This is a genomic window from Halopseudomonas pelagia CL-AP6 (assembly GCF_000410875.1).
In the GTDB taxonomy this organism is placed as follows: domain Bacteria; phylum Pseudomonadota; class Gammaproteobacteria; order Pseudomonadales; family Pseudomonadaceae; genus Halopseudomonas; species Halopseudomonas pelagia.
The window spans coordinates 44524-63680 of record NZ_AROI01000006.1; the positions used below are offsets into that span (position 1 = coordinate 44524).

Genomic DNA, 19157 nt, shown 5'->3' on the forward strand with positions numbered 1-19157 from the left:
GCAACGCCTGTATCCTTAGCCTAGCATCCCTGGCAGGCTTGGCTATGATTCAGGTCAATAGCGCTAAGTCCCTCAGTACTATATTGATTGCCGCGATCCTTCAGCGATCCTTGTATGTGTCGCGCCAAAAAAATAGCTTTTATAGCTTGCGTGGAAATATAGCGTCAATTTAGTATCATTTTTGCTTGATACTCCTTAACATTACCCTACAATTGTATTAACACTAATAAGCCATCACGATTCCTCGTGCATGGCTCTTTTGTCATATTTTCGCATTAGCATTAGAAAGGGGAGTGACCGAATTGCTCAGTAACTTAGCAGGGAGGCGAGTTATTGCTTGCTGTTTCTCCTTGGGTCTATCCTTGGGCTCCAGTTTCGTCTGGGCTGATCAGGCCTACAGCGATCTGATAGAGCGTGCGCGCCTTGGCGACCAGCAGCCCGCGCTGAATTATCTTCGACAGTTGCCATCGCTGACTCCCACGCAGCATATTGATCTTCTACTCATTGCCAGTTGGGCTGGCGAAGATGATGAAGTGTTGCGTCTTTACCAATCCAATCCTGCTATATATGCAAAGCATCCCGATACGGTAGCGGCGATGGCTCGTGCCAGACGCAACCGTGGTGAATGGGATCAAGCTGTCAATGGCTTCCTGCTCGCTCGCTCACTCGCACCAGCGCGGGCCGATCTGTTACAAGCGCAATTAATGACGATGGCCGATATGGGTCAGACGCCAGCCGCGATTAAACGCGCCCGGGTCTGGACCGAGCAGGCTCCAAAGCAATTGGAAGCGCGCCTGGCGCTGGGCTACGCATTGATGCTTGACGGGCAGCAGCACGCTTCGTTGGCAGAATATGACCGTGCCTGGACATTAGCTCCCGGACGTCGCGATATATTGCGCGAGTATCTGTTTGCCCTCCAGCGCGCGGGTCTGCCAGTGCAGGCCCTGAGCATTGCCGAGCAGCATTCGGAGCTGCTCGGGGAGGACGAGTTGCGTGTCATGCGCGCCGATGCCCTGGCCGAACGTGTACGTCTGGCAGATACCTCCAGTCGCTCCGAATCCGAGCGCTTTGTGATTGCCGACCGTGCATTGTCCCAGGCCGACGCAATGATGCAAGAGTGGGCAGCTTTACCCGAGGCGCAGGCCGACGTCGCTCGTGTCCGTGTCGACCGTATGGGTGCTCTGCATGCGCGCGTGGACATGCAAGGCGTCGTCGATGAGTACTATGCATTGAAAGACATGCAGGTCGCGTTGCCGCCTTATGCATTGCGTTGGGCCGCCAGTGCCATGCTTTACCTGCGCCAGCCCGAGTTGGCTGTCGAGCTATACCGCGAAGTGATAGCGGCCAGCAACGACAAAGACCAGAGCTGGTTGAGTGATCACCAGAGCCTTTATTACGCGTTGATTGAAAGCGAAGAGCTGGAAGAAGCTGATCAGCTCAGCAAGCAACTGGCCGAAGCCCAACCAGCGCGTATCTATCCCTTGGGTGTGCCTGAGGGGCGGCCAAACAATAACTGGCTCGACAGCCAGATTCTGGTTGCCAACAATGCCCTTTACCGTGACGACTTGCCAGCAGCGCAGCAGGCTTTCGAGAGTCTATCCGATGCCGCGCCAGGCAACGTTTCATTACGTACCAGCCGTGCCAGCGTATACGCCGCGCGAGGCTGGCCACGGCGTGCCGAAGAGCAGTTGAAGATTGCCGAGAGCACCGCGCCGAAAACCATAGAGGTCGAGGCGGGTCAGGCCACCAATGCGCTGGCACTACAGGAATGGCGGCAGGTCGATGTGCTTGCCGACGATCTGGTAGAGCGTTTCCCAGAAAATCTCCGTGTACAACGTGTTGATCGACTGCGCGATGTTCATCATATGGCCGAGCTGCGTGTTGCCGGCTATCGCGGCAGAAGTTCTGAGGATAGCGTTTCAGGCAACAGCGATTTTGGTCTGGAAACCGTCCTTTACAGTTCGCCGTTCAAGGAAGACTGGCGGGTGTTCGTCGGCGGCGGTATCGGTCGTGGTGATTTCCTTGAAGGAGATGCAGAGCACGACTGGCTGCGTGCCGGTATCGAACATCGTATTCGCAATAATACCCTGGAAGCGGAAGTGTCCAGTCATGAATTTGGCTTTGGCCGTCGTGCGGGCGCCAGGCTGGCTGGTATTCACGACATCAACGATGTCTGGCAGTACGGCTGGTCAGCCGAACTGCTGTCGGGCTCAACGCCGCTGCGGGCTTTGAACAGTAATGTCGACGCAGACAGTCTGTCAGGTTACCTGCGCTGGCGTGAAAGCGAGCGTCGGGAAGTCAGTTTGTCCATCTTGCCGATGTCGTTCAGCGACGGTAACGACCGGCTGAGTCTGGTGCTCGATGGTAGCCAGCGGGTCTTTACTGCCCCGCGCATGATACTGGATGCCGGGCTGGAGCTGTCGACCAGCCGCAACAGCCAGGGCGGGGAAGGCCCGTACTTTAATCCGGATTCAGATGTCAGTGTGCTCTCAACGCTCAATCTGTCACACATTCTGCATCGCCGCTACGAGACGGTGTGGAGTCAGGATCTGCAGTTCGGCCTGGGTTACTACGATCAGCGCGACTTCGCCGGTGGTGGTATGGGCTTGATTGGTTATGGGCAGCGACTACGTATGAACGACGTGTTCGACAGCGGCTTTATGCTGTCTGCTTTAAGCAGACCCTATGATGGGGACCGCGAGCATGAATACCGGCTGGTCCTCGATATCAACTTCCGTTTCAAGGGTCTGTGATGATATTGCTCGGACGAATTTTCCTGTTATTGACCCTGTTGCTTGGCGCAGCCTGTGCGCAACAGTCGGTACCCTTCACCGCTCCCCAGGATAGGCCAGAAACCGGCCGGGAAGCTGCCTGGCCGAAAAATCATGTTCTGGCCCTGGCCTACCATGACGTGCAAGACGTTGATCCGGACAACACCTTCCTGTCTGTGCGTACCCTCAATCTGCTCGACCAGCTCGCCTGGTTGCGCGAGAACGGCTACCAAGCGGTCTCCATCGATCAGATCCTGGAGGCTCGCCAGGGTGGTGCGGTGTTGCCGGAAAAAGCCATATTGCTGAGCTTTGATGATGGCTTCAGCAGCTTCCGTGAACGTGTTCTGCCGGTACTTAAAGCCTATCAGTGGCCAGCGGTGTTGGCCCCGGTCGGCGCATGGATGGATACCCCTGCAGATCAGAAGGTTGATTTTGGCGGCCTGCCGGTTCCTCGTGAGCGCTTTGCAACCCGTGCGCAGATCCGTGAAATAGCCGATTCGGGTTTGGTCGAAATTGGCGCGCACACGGACAACCTGCACTTCGGTACGCTGGCCAACGCTCAGGGCAATAAGCTGCCGGCCGCAGCCAATCGCCTATACGATCCGGTAACGGGCAAGTACGAGACCAGTGACGCTTATAAAGCCCGACTCAATACCGATATCCAGCGCATTAGCCAGAAAATCCGTGAAGTCACTGGGCGTAGCCCGCGAGTTTGGGTATGGCCCTATGGCGCTGCCAACGGCATGGCGCTGGAAGTGATGGACAAAAACGGCTACCAGATGGCGTTGACGTTGGAAGGTGGCCTGGCGACGGTAGAGAATCTGCGCGATACCGGGCGCTATCTGATCGGTGAAGACCCGAGCACGCAGAGCTTCGCTGCCGCAATAAGCGGCATGCAGGACATGCCAGCCATGCGCGTAGCGCACGTGGATCTGGATTATGTCTATGATTCTGACCCGGTGCAGATGGAGGTCAATCTGGGTTTACTGATCCAGCGGATTGCCGATCTGCGCATCAATACGGTATTTCTGCAGGCCTATGCTGATCCCGAGGGCGACGGCACGGTCAAGGAGCTGTATTTCCCGAACCGCCACTTGCCCATGCGTGCTGATCTGTTCAATCGCGCCTCCTGGCAATTGCGTACCCGTGCCGGTGTGGAAATCTATGCCTGGATGCCGGTCATGAGTTTTGATCTGGATCCGGCGTTGCCGCGCGTGACAGCGATTGCTGCTGCAGGAGCGCATGATGCGACCGTGGATCCGGTGCAATACCAGCGTCTGTCGCCGTTTGATCCAATAGTGCGCAAACAGATTGGCGAGATCTACGAGGATCTGGCGGGGCATGCCAGCTTTAGCGGGCTGTTGTTTCACGATGACGCCCTGCTGTCTGATTTTGAAGATGCCGGCAACGCCGCGCGGCAGGCCTATGCCGACGCTGGGTTGAGCCTGGATCTGACAGCGCTACGTGCTGATCCAGAGCAGATGGCTGCTTGGACGCGCTTCAAGAGCCAGTATCTGATCGATTTCACCCTGGAGCTGGCGGATAAGGTCAAGGCCATCCGCGGGCCGCAGGTGAAAACCGCAAGGAATATCTTCGCTATGCCGATCCTTGAGCCGGAAAGCGAGGCCTGGTTCGCGCAGAACATGCATGATTTTCTGAATAACTATGACTGGACCGCCATTATGGCCATGCCCTTGATGGAAGGCGTCAGCAAGGCGGACTCAGATGCGTGGTTGTCGCGCCTGGTGCGCCAGGTCAAGCAGTACCCCGATGCGATGGACAAGACCCTGTTCGAACTTCAGGCCCGCGATTGGCGTGTGGGTCAGGAAGGTCCCATAGATAGCGAGTTGTTGGTGCGCTGGATGCATCGCCTGCAGTGGGAAGGGGTGCGTCACTTTGGCTACTACCCGGATGATTTCCATACCGATAATCCGCGCCTCGAGCTAGTACGCCCGGCATTGTCAAATGCATGGAGTACCCAGCGATGAGAGAGCGGACAATTGCCATTGTGGTATTGGTGCTAGTGTTGCTTGGGCCGTTGGCGCTGGCGCTGGCCATCACCGGCACGCTGTTGCTTAACTTCGTGTTTTTCTACCCGCTGCTGATGTCCGCTCTGTGGATAGCCGGGGGGCTGTACTTCTGGTTTAACTGGGAGCGCAAGTGGCCCTGGTCGCGCGAGGGTGATGTGCCGGCTCCGGAGCTGGCGGGTAGCCCGCTGGTATCCATATTGATACCTTGCTTCAACGAAGGGCCACGCGTGAACGAAACGGTTCTCGCCGCCTTGGCTCAGCGCTATCAGAACATCGAAGTCGTGGCCATTAATGATGGGTCGAGCGATGACACCGGAGAAAGGCTAGACCAACTCGCCGAGCAAAACCCGCTGGTGCGCGTTGTGCATCTAGCCAAGAATCAGGGCAAGGCCGTGGCTTTGCGTATGGGCGCCTTGGCTGCCCGTAGCGAATATCTAGTGTGCATCGACGGCGATGCGCTGTTGGCCGAAGACGCCGTGGCTTATCTGGTAGCGCCCTTGATCGAAAATCCGCGCGTCGGCGCGGTAACTGGTAATCCCCGGATTCGTACACGCTCCACGCTGATTGGCCGCATTCAGGTTGGGGAATTTTCCTCGATCATTGGTTTGATCAAACGCACTCAGCGGGTTTATGGCCGGGTCTTTACGGTCTCTGGTGTGGTCGCTGCTTTCCGCCGCAGTGCGTTGGACCGGGTCGGGTACTGGAGCCCGGATATGATTACCGAAGATATCGACATCAGCTGGAAGCTGCAGCTGGATCACTGGTCGATTTTCTATGAACCCCGCGCGCTGTGCTGGATTCTGATGCCCGAAACCCTGCGTGGCTTGTGGAAGCAGCGCTTGCGCTGGTCACGCGGCGGGGCCGAGGTGCTACGCAAGAACATCGCCAGTATCTGGAAATGGCGTTTCCGTTATATGTGGCCGTTGCTGGTGGAGTTCTGTCTTTCTGCAATATGGGCGTTCACCTTCGCCATCACCATTGTGCTATGGGCGCTGGGGCTGTTCTTTGTGCTCCCCGAAAATCTCCAGGTGGTACGCATCGTTCCTCCTGGTTTTACCGGGCTGGTGTTGGCCTGCGTCTGTCTTATGCAGTTCAGTCTTAGTCTGTTCATCGAGCGGCGCTATGAGGAACGCCTGGGGCGTACGCTGTTCTGGGTCATATGGTATCCGCTGGTGTTCTGGATGATTACGTTGTTTACCACTTTGGCGAGCTTTCCCAGGGTCATGCTCAGGCCGCGGCAGGAGCGCGCGCGCTGGACTAGCCCAGATCGTGGTATTGCGAGGAGCAACAGATGAATCTGATCTACACACCAAGGCACTGGTTGCCGCGATTGATTGATATCATCCTCACGTTAATTGCCTGGGTGGTATTTGTCTGGCTGTTGTATAACGGGATCACCGATCTAATAGCAGACCAAAGACAGGGGCCGCGTATTGAAATGGGTACGCAGCTTCTATCAGGCTTGGATAGTTTGCTGTTATATCTGGTCTTGAGCCTGTTGGTGGCTTGTATTCTGAGTATCTGGGCGGCTTACCGAAAGAAGCAGGCGGCAGGATTCGAACGCCGTAAGCGCGTGCCGATCATGAGCGATGAAACGCTGTCGACTAGTTTTGGCGTGGATCATCGATTGCTCAAGCTGCTGCAGGAGCAGCAGGTATTGACCGTTCACAATGATGAGCATGGTCAGTTGCTGTCAGTGGAAATGCGGGATCTGAACAAGCATTACGCTGCTCGTAAGCCGCTGGTGAAGCCGGAGTTGGTTGGCGAGCTCTCCTGATAGCGTGCCGCAGCTTGCTCAGTTAGAAGCAGCGGGAGAAGATTGGTGCTAGCTCATTCTAGAATAAAAAAACGGGCCTGTTGAGGCCCGTTTTTTTGCTGGATGTCGGCTTTATCGGCCGAACAAGGCCGGCTTCTCACGCTGTGGACGATTGCCTGCCGGCTTGCGCGAGTTCTCAGTACGAGGTGTGCTGGGCGCGCTCTTGTTGCCATTCGCCTGATGGCGACGCTCTTCACTGACACTGTCCTGCGGCTCGCTGTTAGGGCGTGCGGCACGTGGCGGTTGGTTGCTGCGCGGGCGATCGCTACGCGGTTTGTCACTGCGAGGCTTTTCCGAACGCGGCTTGTCGCTACGGCCTTGGCCACGACCTGCACCAGCACCGGCACCGGCGGCAGGGCGTTGGCCGCGACCGCTGCTGGGTGCGCCGCGCGCGCGTTCGGGACGGTCACTGTTGAGTTCGCCCTGAGCTGGTGGCTCGAAACCTTCTAGAGTTCCCTCATCGATCTGTTGCTTGGTCATACGTTCGATGGCCTTGAGCAACTTTTCTTCGTCCGGGCTGACCAGTGATACGGCGCCGCCGCTGCGTCCGGCACGACCAGTGCGGCCGATCCGGTGCACGTAGTCTTCGGATACATTGGGCAGCTCAAAGTTGACCACATGCGGCAGTTGATCGATATCCAGACCGCGGGCGGCGATATCGGTGGCTACCAGAATGCGCAGCTTGTTGGCTTTGAAATCGGCCAGCGCTTTAGTTCGGGCGCTCTGGCTCTTGTTGCCATGAATGGCCGCAGCGGGCAGGCCGTTCTTGTCCAGATACTCGGCGAGGCGGTTGGCGCCATGCTTGGTGCGGGTAAAGACCAGCACTTGCTCCCAGGCGCCCATGGTGATCAAGTGAGCGACCAGTGCGCGCTTGTGGCCTGCGGGCACACGGTAAACCGTCTGGGAGATACGTTCGACCGTGGTGTTCGGCGGAGTGACCTGAATGCGTGCAGGGTTGTCCAGCAGCTTGTTAGCCAGGTCGGTGATGTCTTTGGAGAAAGTCGCCGAGAACAGCAGCGTTTGACGCTGGCTAGGCAATTTGGCGATGACTTTCTTGACGTCATGGACAAAACCCATATCGAGCATGCGGTCGGCTTCGTCGAGTACCAGGATTTCTACCTTGGATAGATCCACGGCACGCTGGCCGACCAGATCCAGCAGGCGACCAGGGCAGGCAACCAGCACGTCGAGACCGGGGGCAATGGCTTTCATCTGCGGGTTGGCACCCACACCACCAAAGACGCAGGCCGTTTTCATCGGCAACTCGCCACCGTAGGTGACGAAGCTTTCATGTACCTGTGCGGCCAGCTCGCGGGTGGGTGTCAGCACCAGGACGCGAACCTGTTTAGGCGTGCGGCGGTGGGTAGAGTCGGGGTGCCCACCAGGGAACAGTTTTTCGATAATAGGCAGGGCAAAGCCTGCAGTCTTGCCCGTGCCGGTCTGCGCGGCGACCATCAGGTCGCGACCTTCGAGTACGGCGGGGATGGCTTGCGCCTGGACAGGTGTAGGAGAGGTATAACCAGTGGCTGCAACGGCGCGCACGAGCACGTCGGAGAGACCGAGAGTAGCAAAGGACATTCAGATAACCCTGTGATGGCCGTTGCGAACAGGGGTTGTCCGTGCGGCCGATAATGAAGAGCGCGGAGTATAACAGAAAGCATGCTGCAGCGCAGTGCGGTCTGCTTGGCGGTCAGGGTGCAGTCAGGTTCAAGAAGCCGTCGCGGGATTCGAGCCCATATTCCTCAAGTATTTCGCGGTACCGCTCAGTCTTCTTGAACTGCCGCAGCGCCTGGGAAAACTGCTCAGCAGGGACTCGCCATTTTTCCGTACGGTGAAACACCAGATAAAAGTCGCTGCTACTCAATGCTTGGCTATGGAAGCCTACCTGGTTTTCTATGCCCAGTAAGCGGCTGGTATAGATCCCAACGGGGCGGCTCATTGCGACCATGTCGACACGCCCGCGCAGCAGTTTCTTCAAGTTGGCTTCAAAGCTGGGTGCGGGCTCGCGGAAAAAAGCGTCGGAACCGATAAATTCAGCATTGTTGTATAGATAGCCTGGTGACACACCGATAATCAGGCCATCAAGGTCGTTTAACTGGGTAAAAGCGAACGGGCGGCGCAACTCATGGAAGAGGACGGTTTCATGGCGGGATAAAGGTTCGCTGGTAAACAGATAGCTATTCTGGTGATCTTTGTGGGGGGCTATGTCCAAAATCGCATCTGCAGCGCCTGTTGCCACGTTATGCAGTACCCGTCGCCAGGGCATCAGGTTCCAGGTAGCCTGGTAGCCGAGTTGGTTGAGCACGTGCTCAGTAATGTCTTTGTCAGCGCCCTTTATTTGTCCTTGTTCCGTGTAAATAAAAGGCGGCCAATCCTCGCTGACAATATGCACCGACTTGGCTTGCACGTTCATGCAAGCCGTTAGCCATAGCAGTATCGTCAGAGATGACAGCTTCATACTTACGTTTCAGGCTCATGCTGGGGTTTGGGGTGCTGGAGCCGGATTACCTGCCGTGCAAGTTGCGCCAGACGGCCAGACTCGGCTCGGCCTGATTCAAGGTATAAAAATGCAGGCTCGGTGCGCCGCCGTCAATCAGACGTTGGCATAGTTCGCTAATCACTTGTGTGCCGAATGCGCTAATGCTCTCGCTGTCGTCGCCATAGGATTCCAGTTGCTTGCGAATCCAGCGTGGAATTTCAGCGCCACATGCGTCGGAAAAACGTGCCAGTTTGCTGTAATTGGTGATCGGCATGATGCCCGGCACAATGGGTATATCCACCCCGGCCTTGCGCACGCGATCAACAAAGTAGAAGTAGCAGTCGGCGGTGAAGAAGTACTGGGTAATGGCGCTGTCGGCACCGGACTTTGCCTTGCGGATGAAGTTCTCCAGGTCCGCTTCAAAATGCCGAGCCTGGGGATGCGCTTCCGGGTAGGCGGCCACCTCGATATGAAAGTGATCACCGGTTTCTGCGCGGATGAACTCCACCAGTTCGTTGGCATAACGCAACTCGCCGGATGCCTGGCCCATGCCGGAAGGCAAGTCGCCACGCAATGCAACGATACGCTTGATGCCAGATTCGCGGTACAGGGTCAGCAGGCTGCGCAGATCTTCTTTGCTGTCGCCAACACAAGACAGGTGCGGTGCAGTGGGCACCTGCACTTCCTGATCCAGCTGTAGGACGGTTTTCAGCGTGCCTTCACGGGTCGAGCCGCCAGCGCCGTAAGTGACCGAAAAGAATTCGGGGTTTTCTGCCGCCAGCACCTTGCCGGTAGCAATCAGTTTTTCATGCCCGGCTTCGGTCTTGGTCGGAAAGAATTCGAAACTGACGGGTTTTTGTCTATTTGCACTCATGCTTTGTCTCACGCGAGCTTCAAGCTTTGAGCGACAAGCTACGAACGGTCAGTGCGCCGGGCACGTTGCGCTGGTAGCTTGCCGCAGACGGCTTGCCGCTGATTTTAGTAGCGGTAGTCTTCTGGTTTGAACGGGCCGTCGACGCTGACGCCGATGTAGTCAGCCTGCTTGCTGGTCAGCTTGGTGATCACGCCACCAAAGCCTTTGACCATTTCCAGGGCGACTTCCTCGTCCAGTTTCTTCGGCAACACTTCAACGCGCAGCAGCTCGGCTTTCTTCTCGGCTGGTTGCTTGGCATAGGCTTGGCCAAACAGGTGAATCTGCGCCAGAACCTGGTTGGCAAACGAGCCATCCATGATGCGGCTGGGGTGACCGGTAGCGTTACCCAGGTTGACCAGGCGGCCTTCGGCCAGCAGGATCAGGTAGTCGTCATTGGTCGGGTCGAAGTTGCTCTTGCCGGTGCGGTGCAGTTTGTGCACCTGCGGCTTGACCTCTTCCCAGTGCCAGTTGGCGCGCGTATAGGCAGTATCGATCTCGTTGTCGAAATGCCCAATGTTGCAGACAATCGCACGCTTTTTCAGGGCCTTGAGCATATTGGCGTCGCAGACGTTAACGTTACCAGTGGTCGTCACCAGCAGGTCGATCCGGCCCAGTACGTTGACGTTGATGCACTGTTCGGTGCCGTCATTGATGCCGTTGTTGAACGGGGAGACCAGCTCAAAGCCGTCCATGCAGGCCTGCATCGCGCAGATCGGGTCGACTTCGCTGACCTTGACGATCATGCCTTCCTGACGCAGTGATTGTGCCGAGCCTTTGCCGACGTCACCGTAGCCGATAACCAGTGCCTGTTTGCCGGACAGCAGGTGGTCGGTGGCGCGCTTGATCGCGTCGTTAAGGCTGTGACGGCAACCGTATTTGTTGTCGTTCTTGCTCTTGGTAACGGAATCGTTGACGTTGATGGCCGGGATTTTCAGCGTGCCTTTTTTCAGCATGTCGAGCAGGCGATGCACACCGGTGGTGGTTTCCTCGGTTACGCCATGGACCTTGTCGAGCATGGCTGGGTATTGGTTGTGCAGGATCTCGGTCAGGTCGCCACCATCGTCCAGTACCATGTTGGCTTCCCAGGGCTGGCCGTCCTTGAGGATGGTCTGCTTGATGCACCATTCATACTCTTCATCGGTTTCGCCTTTCCAGGCAAATACTGGAATGCCGGCAGCAGCGATGGCGGCAGCAGCATGGTCCTGGGTCGAGAAGATGTTGCACGAGGACCAGCGCACTTCGGCACCCAACGAAACCAGGGTTTCGATCAACACGGCGGTCTGGATGGTCATGTGGATACAGCCGAGGATCTTCGCACCCTTGAGCGGTTGTTCGGCGTTGTACTTGTTGCGCATCGCCATCAGGGCGGGCATTTCCGACTCGGCGATGATGATTTCACGGCGACCGTAGTCCGCCAGGCTGATATCGGCAACCTTGTAGTCATTGAAGTTCTTGTTGTTCATTACAGCACTCATGCGATTACTCCATTCGTAGTTAGCGAATGGGCGCGGTTGTTTCTTTAACGACCCCGCTCGAGCCTGACGACCTGTTAGCCTTCTGCTGGAATCGTGCCCGCATGGAGGCCCGGTGCCGGACTCGCCGTGAATACATCCCTGTAGGCTCATCGATGGCGTCCTTGCCATCGACGGTCCGACACCGAGCCTCCACGCAAGCACTCAGTGCTAGCTGAAAAAGCTGTCGGTCGCTGCAGCGCCCCTCGAGCGGGGTCAAAATCATTCGGCCAAGCACATACTGAAACAGCGCGTACTTGGCCCGCTTTGCGGAAGCCGTGATACTGTCTCCCGCTTTTTATCTCATCCTGATCGGGAAGAAACCATGCAATCTGTCTCCACCCGCAAAATACTGTCTTGCCTGTCCTTGACGCTACTGCTGACTGGCTGCGGCAGCCAGTCAGCAGATCCGGACTCGACCGAAGGCCAGCGCCAGGCCGTGTTCAAACAGTTCCTGGCGCACAGCGAGCCCATGGGCGGCATGCTCTCAGGCCGACTGGCCTTCGACGGCGAGGTCTTTGCCAGCCATGCCAGCCAATTGGCTGAGCTGGCCGACGCGCCCTGGGAGCATTTCCCCGAACCTGACCAGAACAACCCCCAGCCCAACACAGCGTTGCCTGAAGTCTGGTCCGATGCCGATGGTTTTGCCGAACTCATCACCCAGTATCAGGCCGCTGTAGCAGACTTGAGTCTCATCACTGCTGCAGGCATCGACAGCCCCGAGCAGGTGACCCCCGCGATGCAGGCGGTACAGCAGGCCTGCAAAGCGTGTCATGACGGCTATCGTCGGTAGTGATTCTAAGCTTGCCGCTTACAGCTTGAGGCTTGCCGCCGCTTTCAAAGCCTCGGCCTTGTCGGTCTTTTCCCAAGGGAATGCGGTAAAGGTATCGCCTTTAACCGTCATTTCCACCGGCGTGCGGCCGAAGTGACCGTAAGCTGCGGTGGCGCGGTACATCGGGTGCAACAGGTCGAGCATGCGCGTGATGGCGTACGGGCGCAGGTCGAAGTGCTCGCGAACCAGTTTGACGATCTTGTCGTCACTGATTTTGCCGGTGCCAAAGGTGTTGATCGATACCGAGGTGGGTTGTGCCACGCCAATGGCGTAGGACACCTGGATCTCACAACGCTCGGCCAGGCCCGCAGCGACGATGTTCTTGGCCACATAGCGGCCGGCATAGGCAGCGCTGCGATCGACCTTGGAGGGGTCCTTGCCGGAAAACGCACCGCCACCGTGACGGGCCATGCCGCCGTAGGTGTCGACTATGATCTTACGGCCAGTTAGGCCGCAGTCGCCGACCGGGCCACCGATGACGAAGTTGCCGGTCGGATTGATGTGATACTGGGTATCGGCGTGCAGCAGCTCGGCTGGGATCACATTTTTGACGATTTCTTCCATCACCGCCTCGCGCAGGTCCTTGAGGCTAATGTCCGGGTTGTGCTGGGTGGATAGCACGATGGCGTCGATACCGACCACCTTGCCGTTGTCGTAACGGCAGGTTACCTGGGATTTGGCATCGGGCCGCAACCAGCTCAGCGCGCCGCTCTTGCGTGCTTCCGACTGACGCTCCACCAGGCGGTGAGCAAAGGTCACTGGCGCAGGCATCAGTACATCCGTCTCGTTGCTGGCGTAGCCGAACATCAGACCCTGATCGCCGGCGCCCTGGTCTTCGGGGTTCTGGCGGTCGACGCCCTGGGCAATATCCGGAGATTGCTTGCCGATGATGTTAATCACGCCGCAGGTAGCGCCGTCGTAGCCAACGTCGGAGGAGGTGTAACCAACGTCCATGATCACGTTGCGCACCAGGTCTTCGAGGTCAACCCAGGCACTGGTGGTGATTTCACCGCCGACGATGGCAACGCCCGTCTTGACCATGGTTTCGCAGGCAACGCGGGCGAATTTGTCTTCGCTGATGATGGCATCAAGCACGGCATCGGAGATCTGGTCTGCGAGTTTGTCCGGGTGGCCTTCGGACACGGATTCGGAAGTGAAAATCGAATAATCGCTCATGCTGCGGTCCCTTCTGTTGGGAATAAGTTGTCAATGATCGGTTTGCTGAACTGTTGCAGCTGTATCTGGAAGCCGTTACGCAGGCCGATGTACAGGCTGTTACCCGGTACCAGTCCGGCTTCGCCGGCCCAGTAGCTTAGGTCAAGCTGGTCGAAGCCCAGCCACAAGTCACCGCAGGTGTCGCGTACCCAGCTCTGGTTGTGGCTGCACAGCTCGGTAAGGATCAGGCTGCCGCCGGGTTTGATCAGGCTGGTAAAGCGTTTCAATGCTTCTGCCGGGGCTGGCATATGGTGCAGCACCATATTGCACACCAGGCAATCGGCTGGGGCCAGAGGCTGAGGCACCAGTGCATCGGCGAGCAGGCATTCCACATTAGTAAGGCCGGCTTCGGCACACTGTTGGCGGGCGCGGTCGAGCATCGATGGCGCGTTATCTAGCCCCACGACTTTCTCAAAGCGGCTCGCCAGGTCAGGTAGAAAACCACCCTCACCGGGGCCCACTTCGAGCGCCAGCGCGTGAGCTGGTAGGGCCAGGCCGTCGATCAGGCTGAGCAGCGGTTCCCGATACAGACCGAAATGGGCAATCAGGTCCTGTTGTGCGGGTGTGCCATCGGTGAAGCGCGCGAAGAACTGCCGCGATAGGTCGGCCCGCTGGCTGTGCACGTCGGTTATGGCTTCGATCAGCGCTGGTTCCAGCGGCAGCGCATCAAGGCCATCCAATAGTTGGCTATGTACGCCGTACCAGGGCTGGCCGGTATCCGGCAGGCTGCGACGATAGAAAATCGAGTTGCCTTCGCGCCGGGTACTGACCAGTCCGGCATTGGCCAGAACCTTGAGATGGTGGCTCATGCCTGACTGACGCATGGCAAAGATCCTGGCTAGCTCCAGGACGCCGAAGGAGTCATTGCGCAGCACCCTTAGAATATCCAGACGCAGAGCATCGCCCGTGGCCTTGCAGAAGGCGGCGAGCTGTTCGGTAGCGCTGGAGGTGGGTGACACTAAGTGAGCTATAGGGTTCATTGGGGCAGTGTAGGTGCGCAAGCGGGTGGCCGCAAGACCTATATCAAAAAAAATTGATATAGGTTGCCGGATGTGACGGGCAAGGGTTTTATTCCAGTGGTGTTGTGACGGTGCGGGGTTTCTCGGGGTTTTCATTGCCCACGGGCGCTGTTTGCGCGAAAATGCCCGGCCTTGTTATTGGACTGCGGCCCGAAAAGGCGCCCGGTTCATCTGTCTTGTCAGCCACAGGAGTTACCCATGCCCAGCCGTCGTGATCGTGCCAATGCTATTCGTGCCCTCAGCATGGATGCCGTGCAGAAAGCCAACAGCGGTCATCCCGGCGCGCCCATGGGCATGGCGGATATCGCCGAGGTGCTCTGGCGCGACTATATGAAGCACAACCCGGTCAACCCTAACTGGGCTGATCGCGATCGTTTTGTGCTGTCGAATGGGCACGGTTCGATGTTGATCTATTCGCTGCTGCACCTGACCGGCTACGACCTGTCGATTGACGAACTGAAAAACTTCCGTCAACTGCACAGCAAAACGCCCGGCCACCCGGAATTTGGCTATACCCCGGGCGTGGAGACCACCACTGGTCCGCTAGGCCAAGGCCTGGCTAATGCGGTGGGCTTTGCGCTGGCGGAAAAGATCATGGCCGCGCAGTTCAATCGTCCTGGGCATGATGTTGTAGATCATCACACTTATGTATTTATGGGTGATGGCTGTCTGATGGAAGGTATCTCCCACGAAGTATGCTCGTTGGCCGGCACTCTGGGTTTGAACAAGCTGATTGGTTTTTATGATGACAACGGCATCTCCATTGATGGCGAAGTGCATGGCTGGTTCACCGATGATACGCCCAAGCGATTCGAGGCCTATGGTTGGCAGGTGATTCGCAATGTTAACGGTCACGACGCCGAAGAGATCAAGATCGCGATCGAGACGGCGCGCAAGAGCGATCGCCCGACGCTGATCTGCTGCAAGACTATCATCGGCTTCGGTTCGCCGAACAAGCAGGGTAAGGAAGACAGCCACGGTGCCGCGCTGGGTGATGCGGAAATCGCGCTGACCCGTGAAAAGCTCGGCTGGAAGCACGCTCCCTTTGAAATTCCGCAGGATATTTATGCCGAGTGGGATGCGCGCCAGGCGGGCGGTAAGGCGGAGGCCGAGTGGGACCAGCGGTTTGCCGCGTACCAAACTGCATTTCCGGAATTGGCCAGCGAGTTTGAGCGGCGCATGGCCGGTGAGCTGCCCGCCGACTTTTCCGAAAAGGCCTCGGCTTTTATTCGTGAAGTGGCGGACAAGGGCGAAACCATCGCCAGCCGTAAGGCCAGTCAGAATTGCCTGAATGCCTTTGGTCCCCTGCTGCCGGAATTGCTCGGCGGTTCGGCTGACCTGGCGGGCTCGAATCTGACCCTGTGGAATGGCTGCAAGCCGGTTACCCAGGAGGATGCGTCCGGCAATTACATGTACTACGGCGTGCGTGAGTTCGGTATGAGCGCGATCATGAATGGCGTGGCGCTGCACGGCGGCTTGATCCCCTACGGTGCGACCTTCCTGATGTTTATGGAGTACGCGCGCAATGCAGTGCGTATGTCGGCCCTGATGAAAGTGCGCGTGCTCTATGTATTCACCCACGACTCCATCGGCCTGGGCGAAGATGGTCCTACCCATCAGCCGGTAGAGCAGTTGTCCAGCTTGCGCAGTACGCCTAATCTGGATACCTGGCGTCCGGCGGATACGGTCGAGTCGGCTGTCGCCTGGAAATACGCGATGGAGCGCAAGGATGGTCCGAGCGCGTTGATCTTCTCGCGCCAGAATCTGCCCTATCAGATCCGTGATAGCGAAACCGAAACGGCGATTGCGCGTGGCGGCTACGTGCTGAAAAACTGTGAAGGTGAGCCGCAGCTGATTCTGATCGCGACTGGCTCCGAAGTGGGTCTGGCCATGCAGGCCTGCGACAAGCTGACCGAGCAGGGGTACCGCGTACGGGTAGTCTCCATGCCCTGCACCAGCGTATTCGATCAACAGGATGCGGAGTACAAACAAGCGGTGCTGCCGCTGGAAGTGGGGGCGCGGATCGCCATCGAAGCCGCCCATGGCGACTTCTGGTACAAGTATGTGGGTCTGGATGGTCGCGTGATCGGCATGAACACCTTCGGCGAGTCGGCGCCAGCGCCCGCTCTGTTCGAGGAGTTCGGCTTCACGGTCGACAATCTCCTGGCTACGGCCGAAGAGCTGTTGGAAGACTAACCCAGCGTCAAGCGGCAAGCAGCCTAGTGTAGCTTGACGCTTGACGCTTAACGGAGTTGCTGTATGCCTTCCCCCGGTCCCTACCGCATTGCGCTCAACGGCTATGGCCGTATTGGCCGCTGCGTGCTGCGTGCGCTGCATGAACGTGCCAGTGCCGGCATACAGGGGGCTGGCATGCAGATAGTTGCGCTGAACGATCTGGCCGATCAGGCCAGCATTGAATATCTGACCCGTTTCGATTCAACCCACGGGCGTTTTCCCGGTGAGGTCAGGGTCGAGGGTGACTGTCTGATGATCGATGGCCAGCCGGTACAGGTGCTGAGCCAGGCGCAGCCCGAAATGGTGGACTGGAAGGCGCTGGATATCGACCTGTTGCTGGAATGCTCCGGGCAATACACTACGCGTGAGGAGGCCTCGCGCTTTACCCATGCGGGCGTGCCTAGGGTGCTGTTTTCCCAGCCGATGGCCAATGAGGCTGCAGTGGACGCCACCGTGGTGTTTGGTGCCAATCATCATCAGCTCAATGGGCAGGCGCGGCTGGTTTCCAATGCGTCCTGTACGACCAACTGCAGCGTGCCTCTACTCACACTCTTGAATGAACAGATCGGCCTGGAATATGTCTCAATTACCACGATCCATTCAGCAATGAACGATCAGCCGGTGATTGACGCCTATCACCATACTGATCTGCGACGCACGCGGTCTGCGTTTCAGTCGATGATTCCAGTGTCCACCGGTTTGGCGCGAGGTATTGAAAGACTGATGCCGGAGTTGGCCGGGCGCGTTCAGGCCAAGGCGATTCGCGTGCCAACCCTGAACGTGTCGGCGCTGGACATTACTTTGCAGACTCGCCGCGATACCAGCGCCGAGGAGGTCAACAGGTTGCTGCATACGGCGTCTCAAGGCGTCTACAAGGGCTTGGTGGATTACACCGAGCTACCGCATGCCAGTTGTGATTTCAATCATGATCCGCACTCGGCGGTGGTGGATGGCAGCCAGACCCGGGTATCCGGGCCACGCATGGTGAACTTGCTGGTCTGGTTCGATAACGAGTGGGGTTTTGCCAATCGTATGCTGGATGTGGCGGACTACTGGTTGCAGATCGCCGGCCGGGACTGACCGAGCTCAGGATCTGAGTGCGGTTGCTGCGTACTCAGCGCTGAAACGAAATTGATGGCTTTATGAGGAGCAGGACATGAGCGTATTGACCATGAGCGAGCTGGAATTGAAAAACCAGCGCGTATTGATCCGCGAGGATCTGAATGTACCCGTCAAGGATGGCAAGGTTAAGAGCGATGCGCGTATTCTTGCTGCCCTGCCAACCATTAAGCTGGCGCTGGAAAAGGGCGCCGCAGTAATGGTCTGCTCGCATCTGGGGCGCCCGGAAGAAGGTGTGTTCAGCGAGGAGAACAGTCTGGCGCCGGTTGCGGCTTATTTGTCCGAGGCATTGGGCCGTGATGTACCTCTTGTGAAGGATTACCTGGCCGGCGTCGAGGTGCAGCCAGGTGAAGTAGTACTGTTGGAAAATGTGCGCTTCAACAAAGGTGAAAAGAAGAATACCGATGAGCTGGCGCAGCAGTACGCGGCGCTCTGTGACGTGTTTGTAATGGATGCCTTCGGTACGGCGCATCGCGCCCAGGGCTCTACCCACGGTGTAGCCAAATTTGCCAAAGTTGCCTGTGCTGGCCCGCTGCTGGCCACCGAGCTCGACGCGCTGGCCAAGGCGCTGCTCAAGCCCGCGCGGCCGATGACCGCCATTGTGGCTGGCTCCAAGGTGTCTACCAAACTGGACGTGCTTAACGCGTTGTCCGAGAAATGCGACCAATTAATTGTCGGTGGCGGTATCGCCAACACCTTTCTCGCTGCGGCGGGCTACCCAGTGGGTAAGTCGCTGTACGAAGCGGATTTGCTGGATACCGCGCGGGCGATCGCTGACAGGGTCAGCGTACCTTTACCTATCGATGTTGTGGTTGCCAGCGAGTTTGCTGAGAGCGCCAAGGCCACCGTCAAGCTGGTGGCCGAAGTGACCGCGGATGACATGATTCTGGATATCGGGCCACAAACCGCTGCGCATTTTGCCGAGCTGTTGAAGTCAGCCGGTACTATTCTGTGGAATGGTCCGGTCGGCGTTTTTGAGTTTGATCAGTTCGGCAACGGCACCAAGGCGCTGGCGCTGGCTATTGCCGAGAGTCCGGCGTTCTCGATTGCTGGTGGTGGTGACACCCTGGCGGCAATTGACAAATATGGTGTGGCTTCCCAGATTTCCTATATTTCCACCGGTGGTGGCGCCTTCCTGGAATTTGTTGAAGGTAAGGTGTTGCCCGCAGTAGCGGTGCTGGAAGAACGCAAGTCCAGCCAATAACTTGCAGCCTGTT

The 19157-nt window shown here is 57.7% G+C and carries 14 protein-coding genes and 1 riboswitch; of the genes, 8 read left to right on the plus strand and 6 right to left on the minus strand.

Going from position 1 to position 19157, the window contains the following annotated elements:
* The first annotated feature begins 293 nt into the window (after positions 1–293).
* Genes pgaA through pgaD form a run of 4 tightly spaced genes read left to right on the plus strand, consistent with a single transcriptional unit; the run spans position 294 to position 6578 of the window.
* Complete coding sequence (gene pgaA, locus K787_RS0104670) at positions 294–2753, plus strand: poly-beta-1,6 N-acetyl-D-glucosamine export porin PgaA (RefSeq protein ID WP_268870404.1); 2460 nt, start codon at positions 294–296, stop codon at positions 2751–2753.
* Positions 2753–4759, plus strand: coding sequence for a poly-beta-1,6-N-acetyl-D-glucosamine N-deacetylase PgaB (pgaB, locus tag K787_RS0104675; protein ID WP_022961633.1), 2007 nt, complete (start codon positions 2753–2755; stop codon positions 4757–4759). Before pgaA ends, pgaB begins: the two co-directional genes overlap by 1 nt.
* Positions 4756–6096, plus strand: coding sequence for a poly-beta-1,6-N-acetyl-D-glucosamine synthase (gene pgaC / locus K787_RS0104680; RefSeq protein ID WP_022961634.1), 1341 nt, complete (start codon positions 4756–4758; stop codon positions 6094–6096). The genes pgaB and pgaC overlap by 4 nt, the downstream gene beginning before the upstream one ends.
* The gene (gene pgaD / locus K787_RS22200; RefSeq protein ID WP_022961635.1) at positions 6093–6578 is read left to right on the plus strand and encodes a poly-beta-1,6-N-acetyl-D-glucosamine biosynthesis protein PgaD; all 486 of its coding nucleotides are present in this window, start codon (positions 6093–6095) and stop codon (positions 6576–6578) included. The genes pgaC and pgaD overlap by 4 nt, the downstream gene beginning before the upstream one ends.
* A gap of 111 nt (positions 6579–6689) precedes the next feature.
* On the opposite strand, the gene K787_RS22205 is transcribed toward pgaD, so the two are convergent.
* The 4 genes from K787_RS22205 to ahcY form a co-directional block, all read right to left on the minus strand.
* Positions 6690–8195 carry a DEAD/DEAH box helicase gene (locus tag K787_RS22205; RefSeq protein ID WP_022961636.1) on the minus strand — a complete coding sequence of 502 codons (1506 nt, stop codon included), beginning with the start codon at positions 8193–8195 and terminating at the stop codon, positions 6690–6692.
* Between the two features lie 112 nt (positions 8196–8307).
* On the minus strand, positions 8308–9075 hold the full coding sequence (locus tag K787_RS22210) for a substrate-binding periplasmic protein (protein ID WP_084671941.1): 768 nt from the start codon (positions 9073–9075) through the stop codon (positions 8308–8310).
* Positions 9076–9121: 46 nt separating this feature from the next.
* Positions 9122–9970, minus strand: a complete 849-nt coding sequence (gene metF / locus K787_RS0104700) for a methylenetetrahydrofolate reductase [NAD(P)H] (RefSeq protein ID WP_022961638.1) — start codon at positions 9968–9970, stop codon at positions 9122–9124.
* A 104-nt stretch (positions 9971–10074) separates the two neighbouring features.
* The gene (ahcY, locus tag K787_RS0104705) at positions 10075–11484 is read right to left on the minus strand and encodes an adenosylhomocysteinase (protein WP_022961639.1); all 1410 of its coding nucleotides are present in this window, start codon (positions 11482–11484) and stop codon (positions 10075–10077) included.
* Between the two features lie 21 nt (positions 11485–11505).
* A riboswitch (S-adenosyl-L-homocysteine riboswitch) is annotated at positions 11506–11734 on the minus strand.
* Positions 11735–11845: 111 nt separating this feature from the next.
* Here ahcY and K787_RS0104710 point away from each other — a divergent pair.
* Complete coding sequence (locus K787_RS0104710; protein WP_022961640.1) at positions 11846–12313, plus strand: c-type cytochrome; 468 nt, start codon at positions 11846–11848, stop codon at positions 12311–12313.
* Between the two features lie 18 nt (positions 12314–12331).
* On the opposite strand, the gene metK is transcribed toward K787_RS0104710, so the two are convergent.
* Together metK and K787_RS0104720 are read right to left on the minus strand one after the other, a co-directional pair.
* Positions 12332–13528, minus strand: a complete 1197-nt coding sequence (metK, locus tag K787_RS0104715) for a methionine adenosyltransferase (RefSeq protein ID WP_022961641.1) — start codon at positions 13526–13528, stop codon at positions 12332–12334.
* Positions 13525–14547 carry an ArsR/SmtB family transcription factor gene (locus tag K787_RS0104720; protein ID WP_052185312.1) on the minus strand — a complete coding sequence of 341 codons (1023 nt, stop codon included), beginning with the start codon at positions 14545–14547 and terminating at the stop codon, positions 13525–13527. Before K787_RS0104720 ends, metK begins: the two co-directional genes overlap by 4 nt.
* A gap of 237 nt (positions 14548–14784) precedes the next feature.
* Between K787_RS0104720 and tkt the strand changes: the two genes are divergently transcribed.
* The 3 genes from tkt to K787_RS0104735 all read left to right on the plus strand — a co-directional run bounded on the left by tkt (position 14785) and on the right by K787_RS0104735 (position 19144).
* A complete protein-coding gene (gene tkt / locus K787_RS0104725) occupies positions 14785–16782 on the plus strand; it encodes a transketolase (protein WP_022961643.1) in 1998 nt (665 codons plus the stop codon).
* A gap of 63 nt (positions 16783–16845) precedes the next feature.
* On the plus strand, positions 16846–17901 hold the full coding sequence (epd, locus tag K787_RS0104730) for an erythrose-4-phosphate dehydrogenase (protein WP_022961644.1): 1056 nt from the start codon (positions 16846–16848) through the stop codon (positions 17899–17901).
* A gap of 76 nt (positions 17902–17977) precedes the next feature.
* Entirely contained in the window at positions 17978–19144 is a 1167-nt protein-coding gene (locus tag K787_RS0104735; protein ID WP_022961645.1) for a phosphoglycerate kinase, read from the plus strand.
* Positions 19145–19157 lie beyond the last annotated feature (13 nt).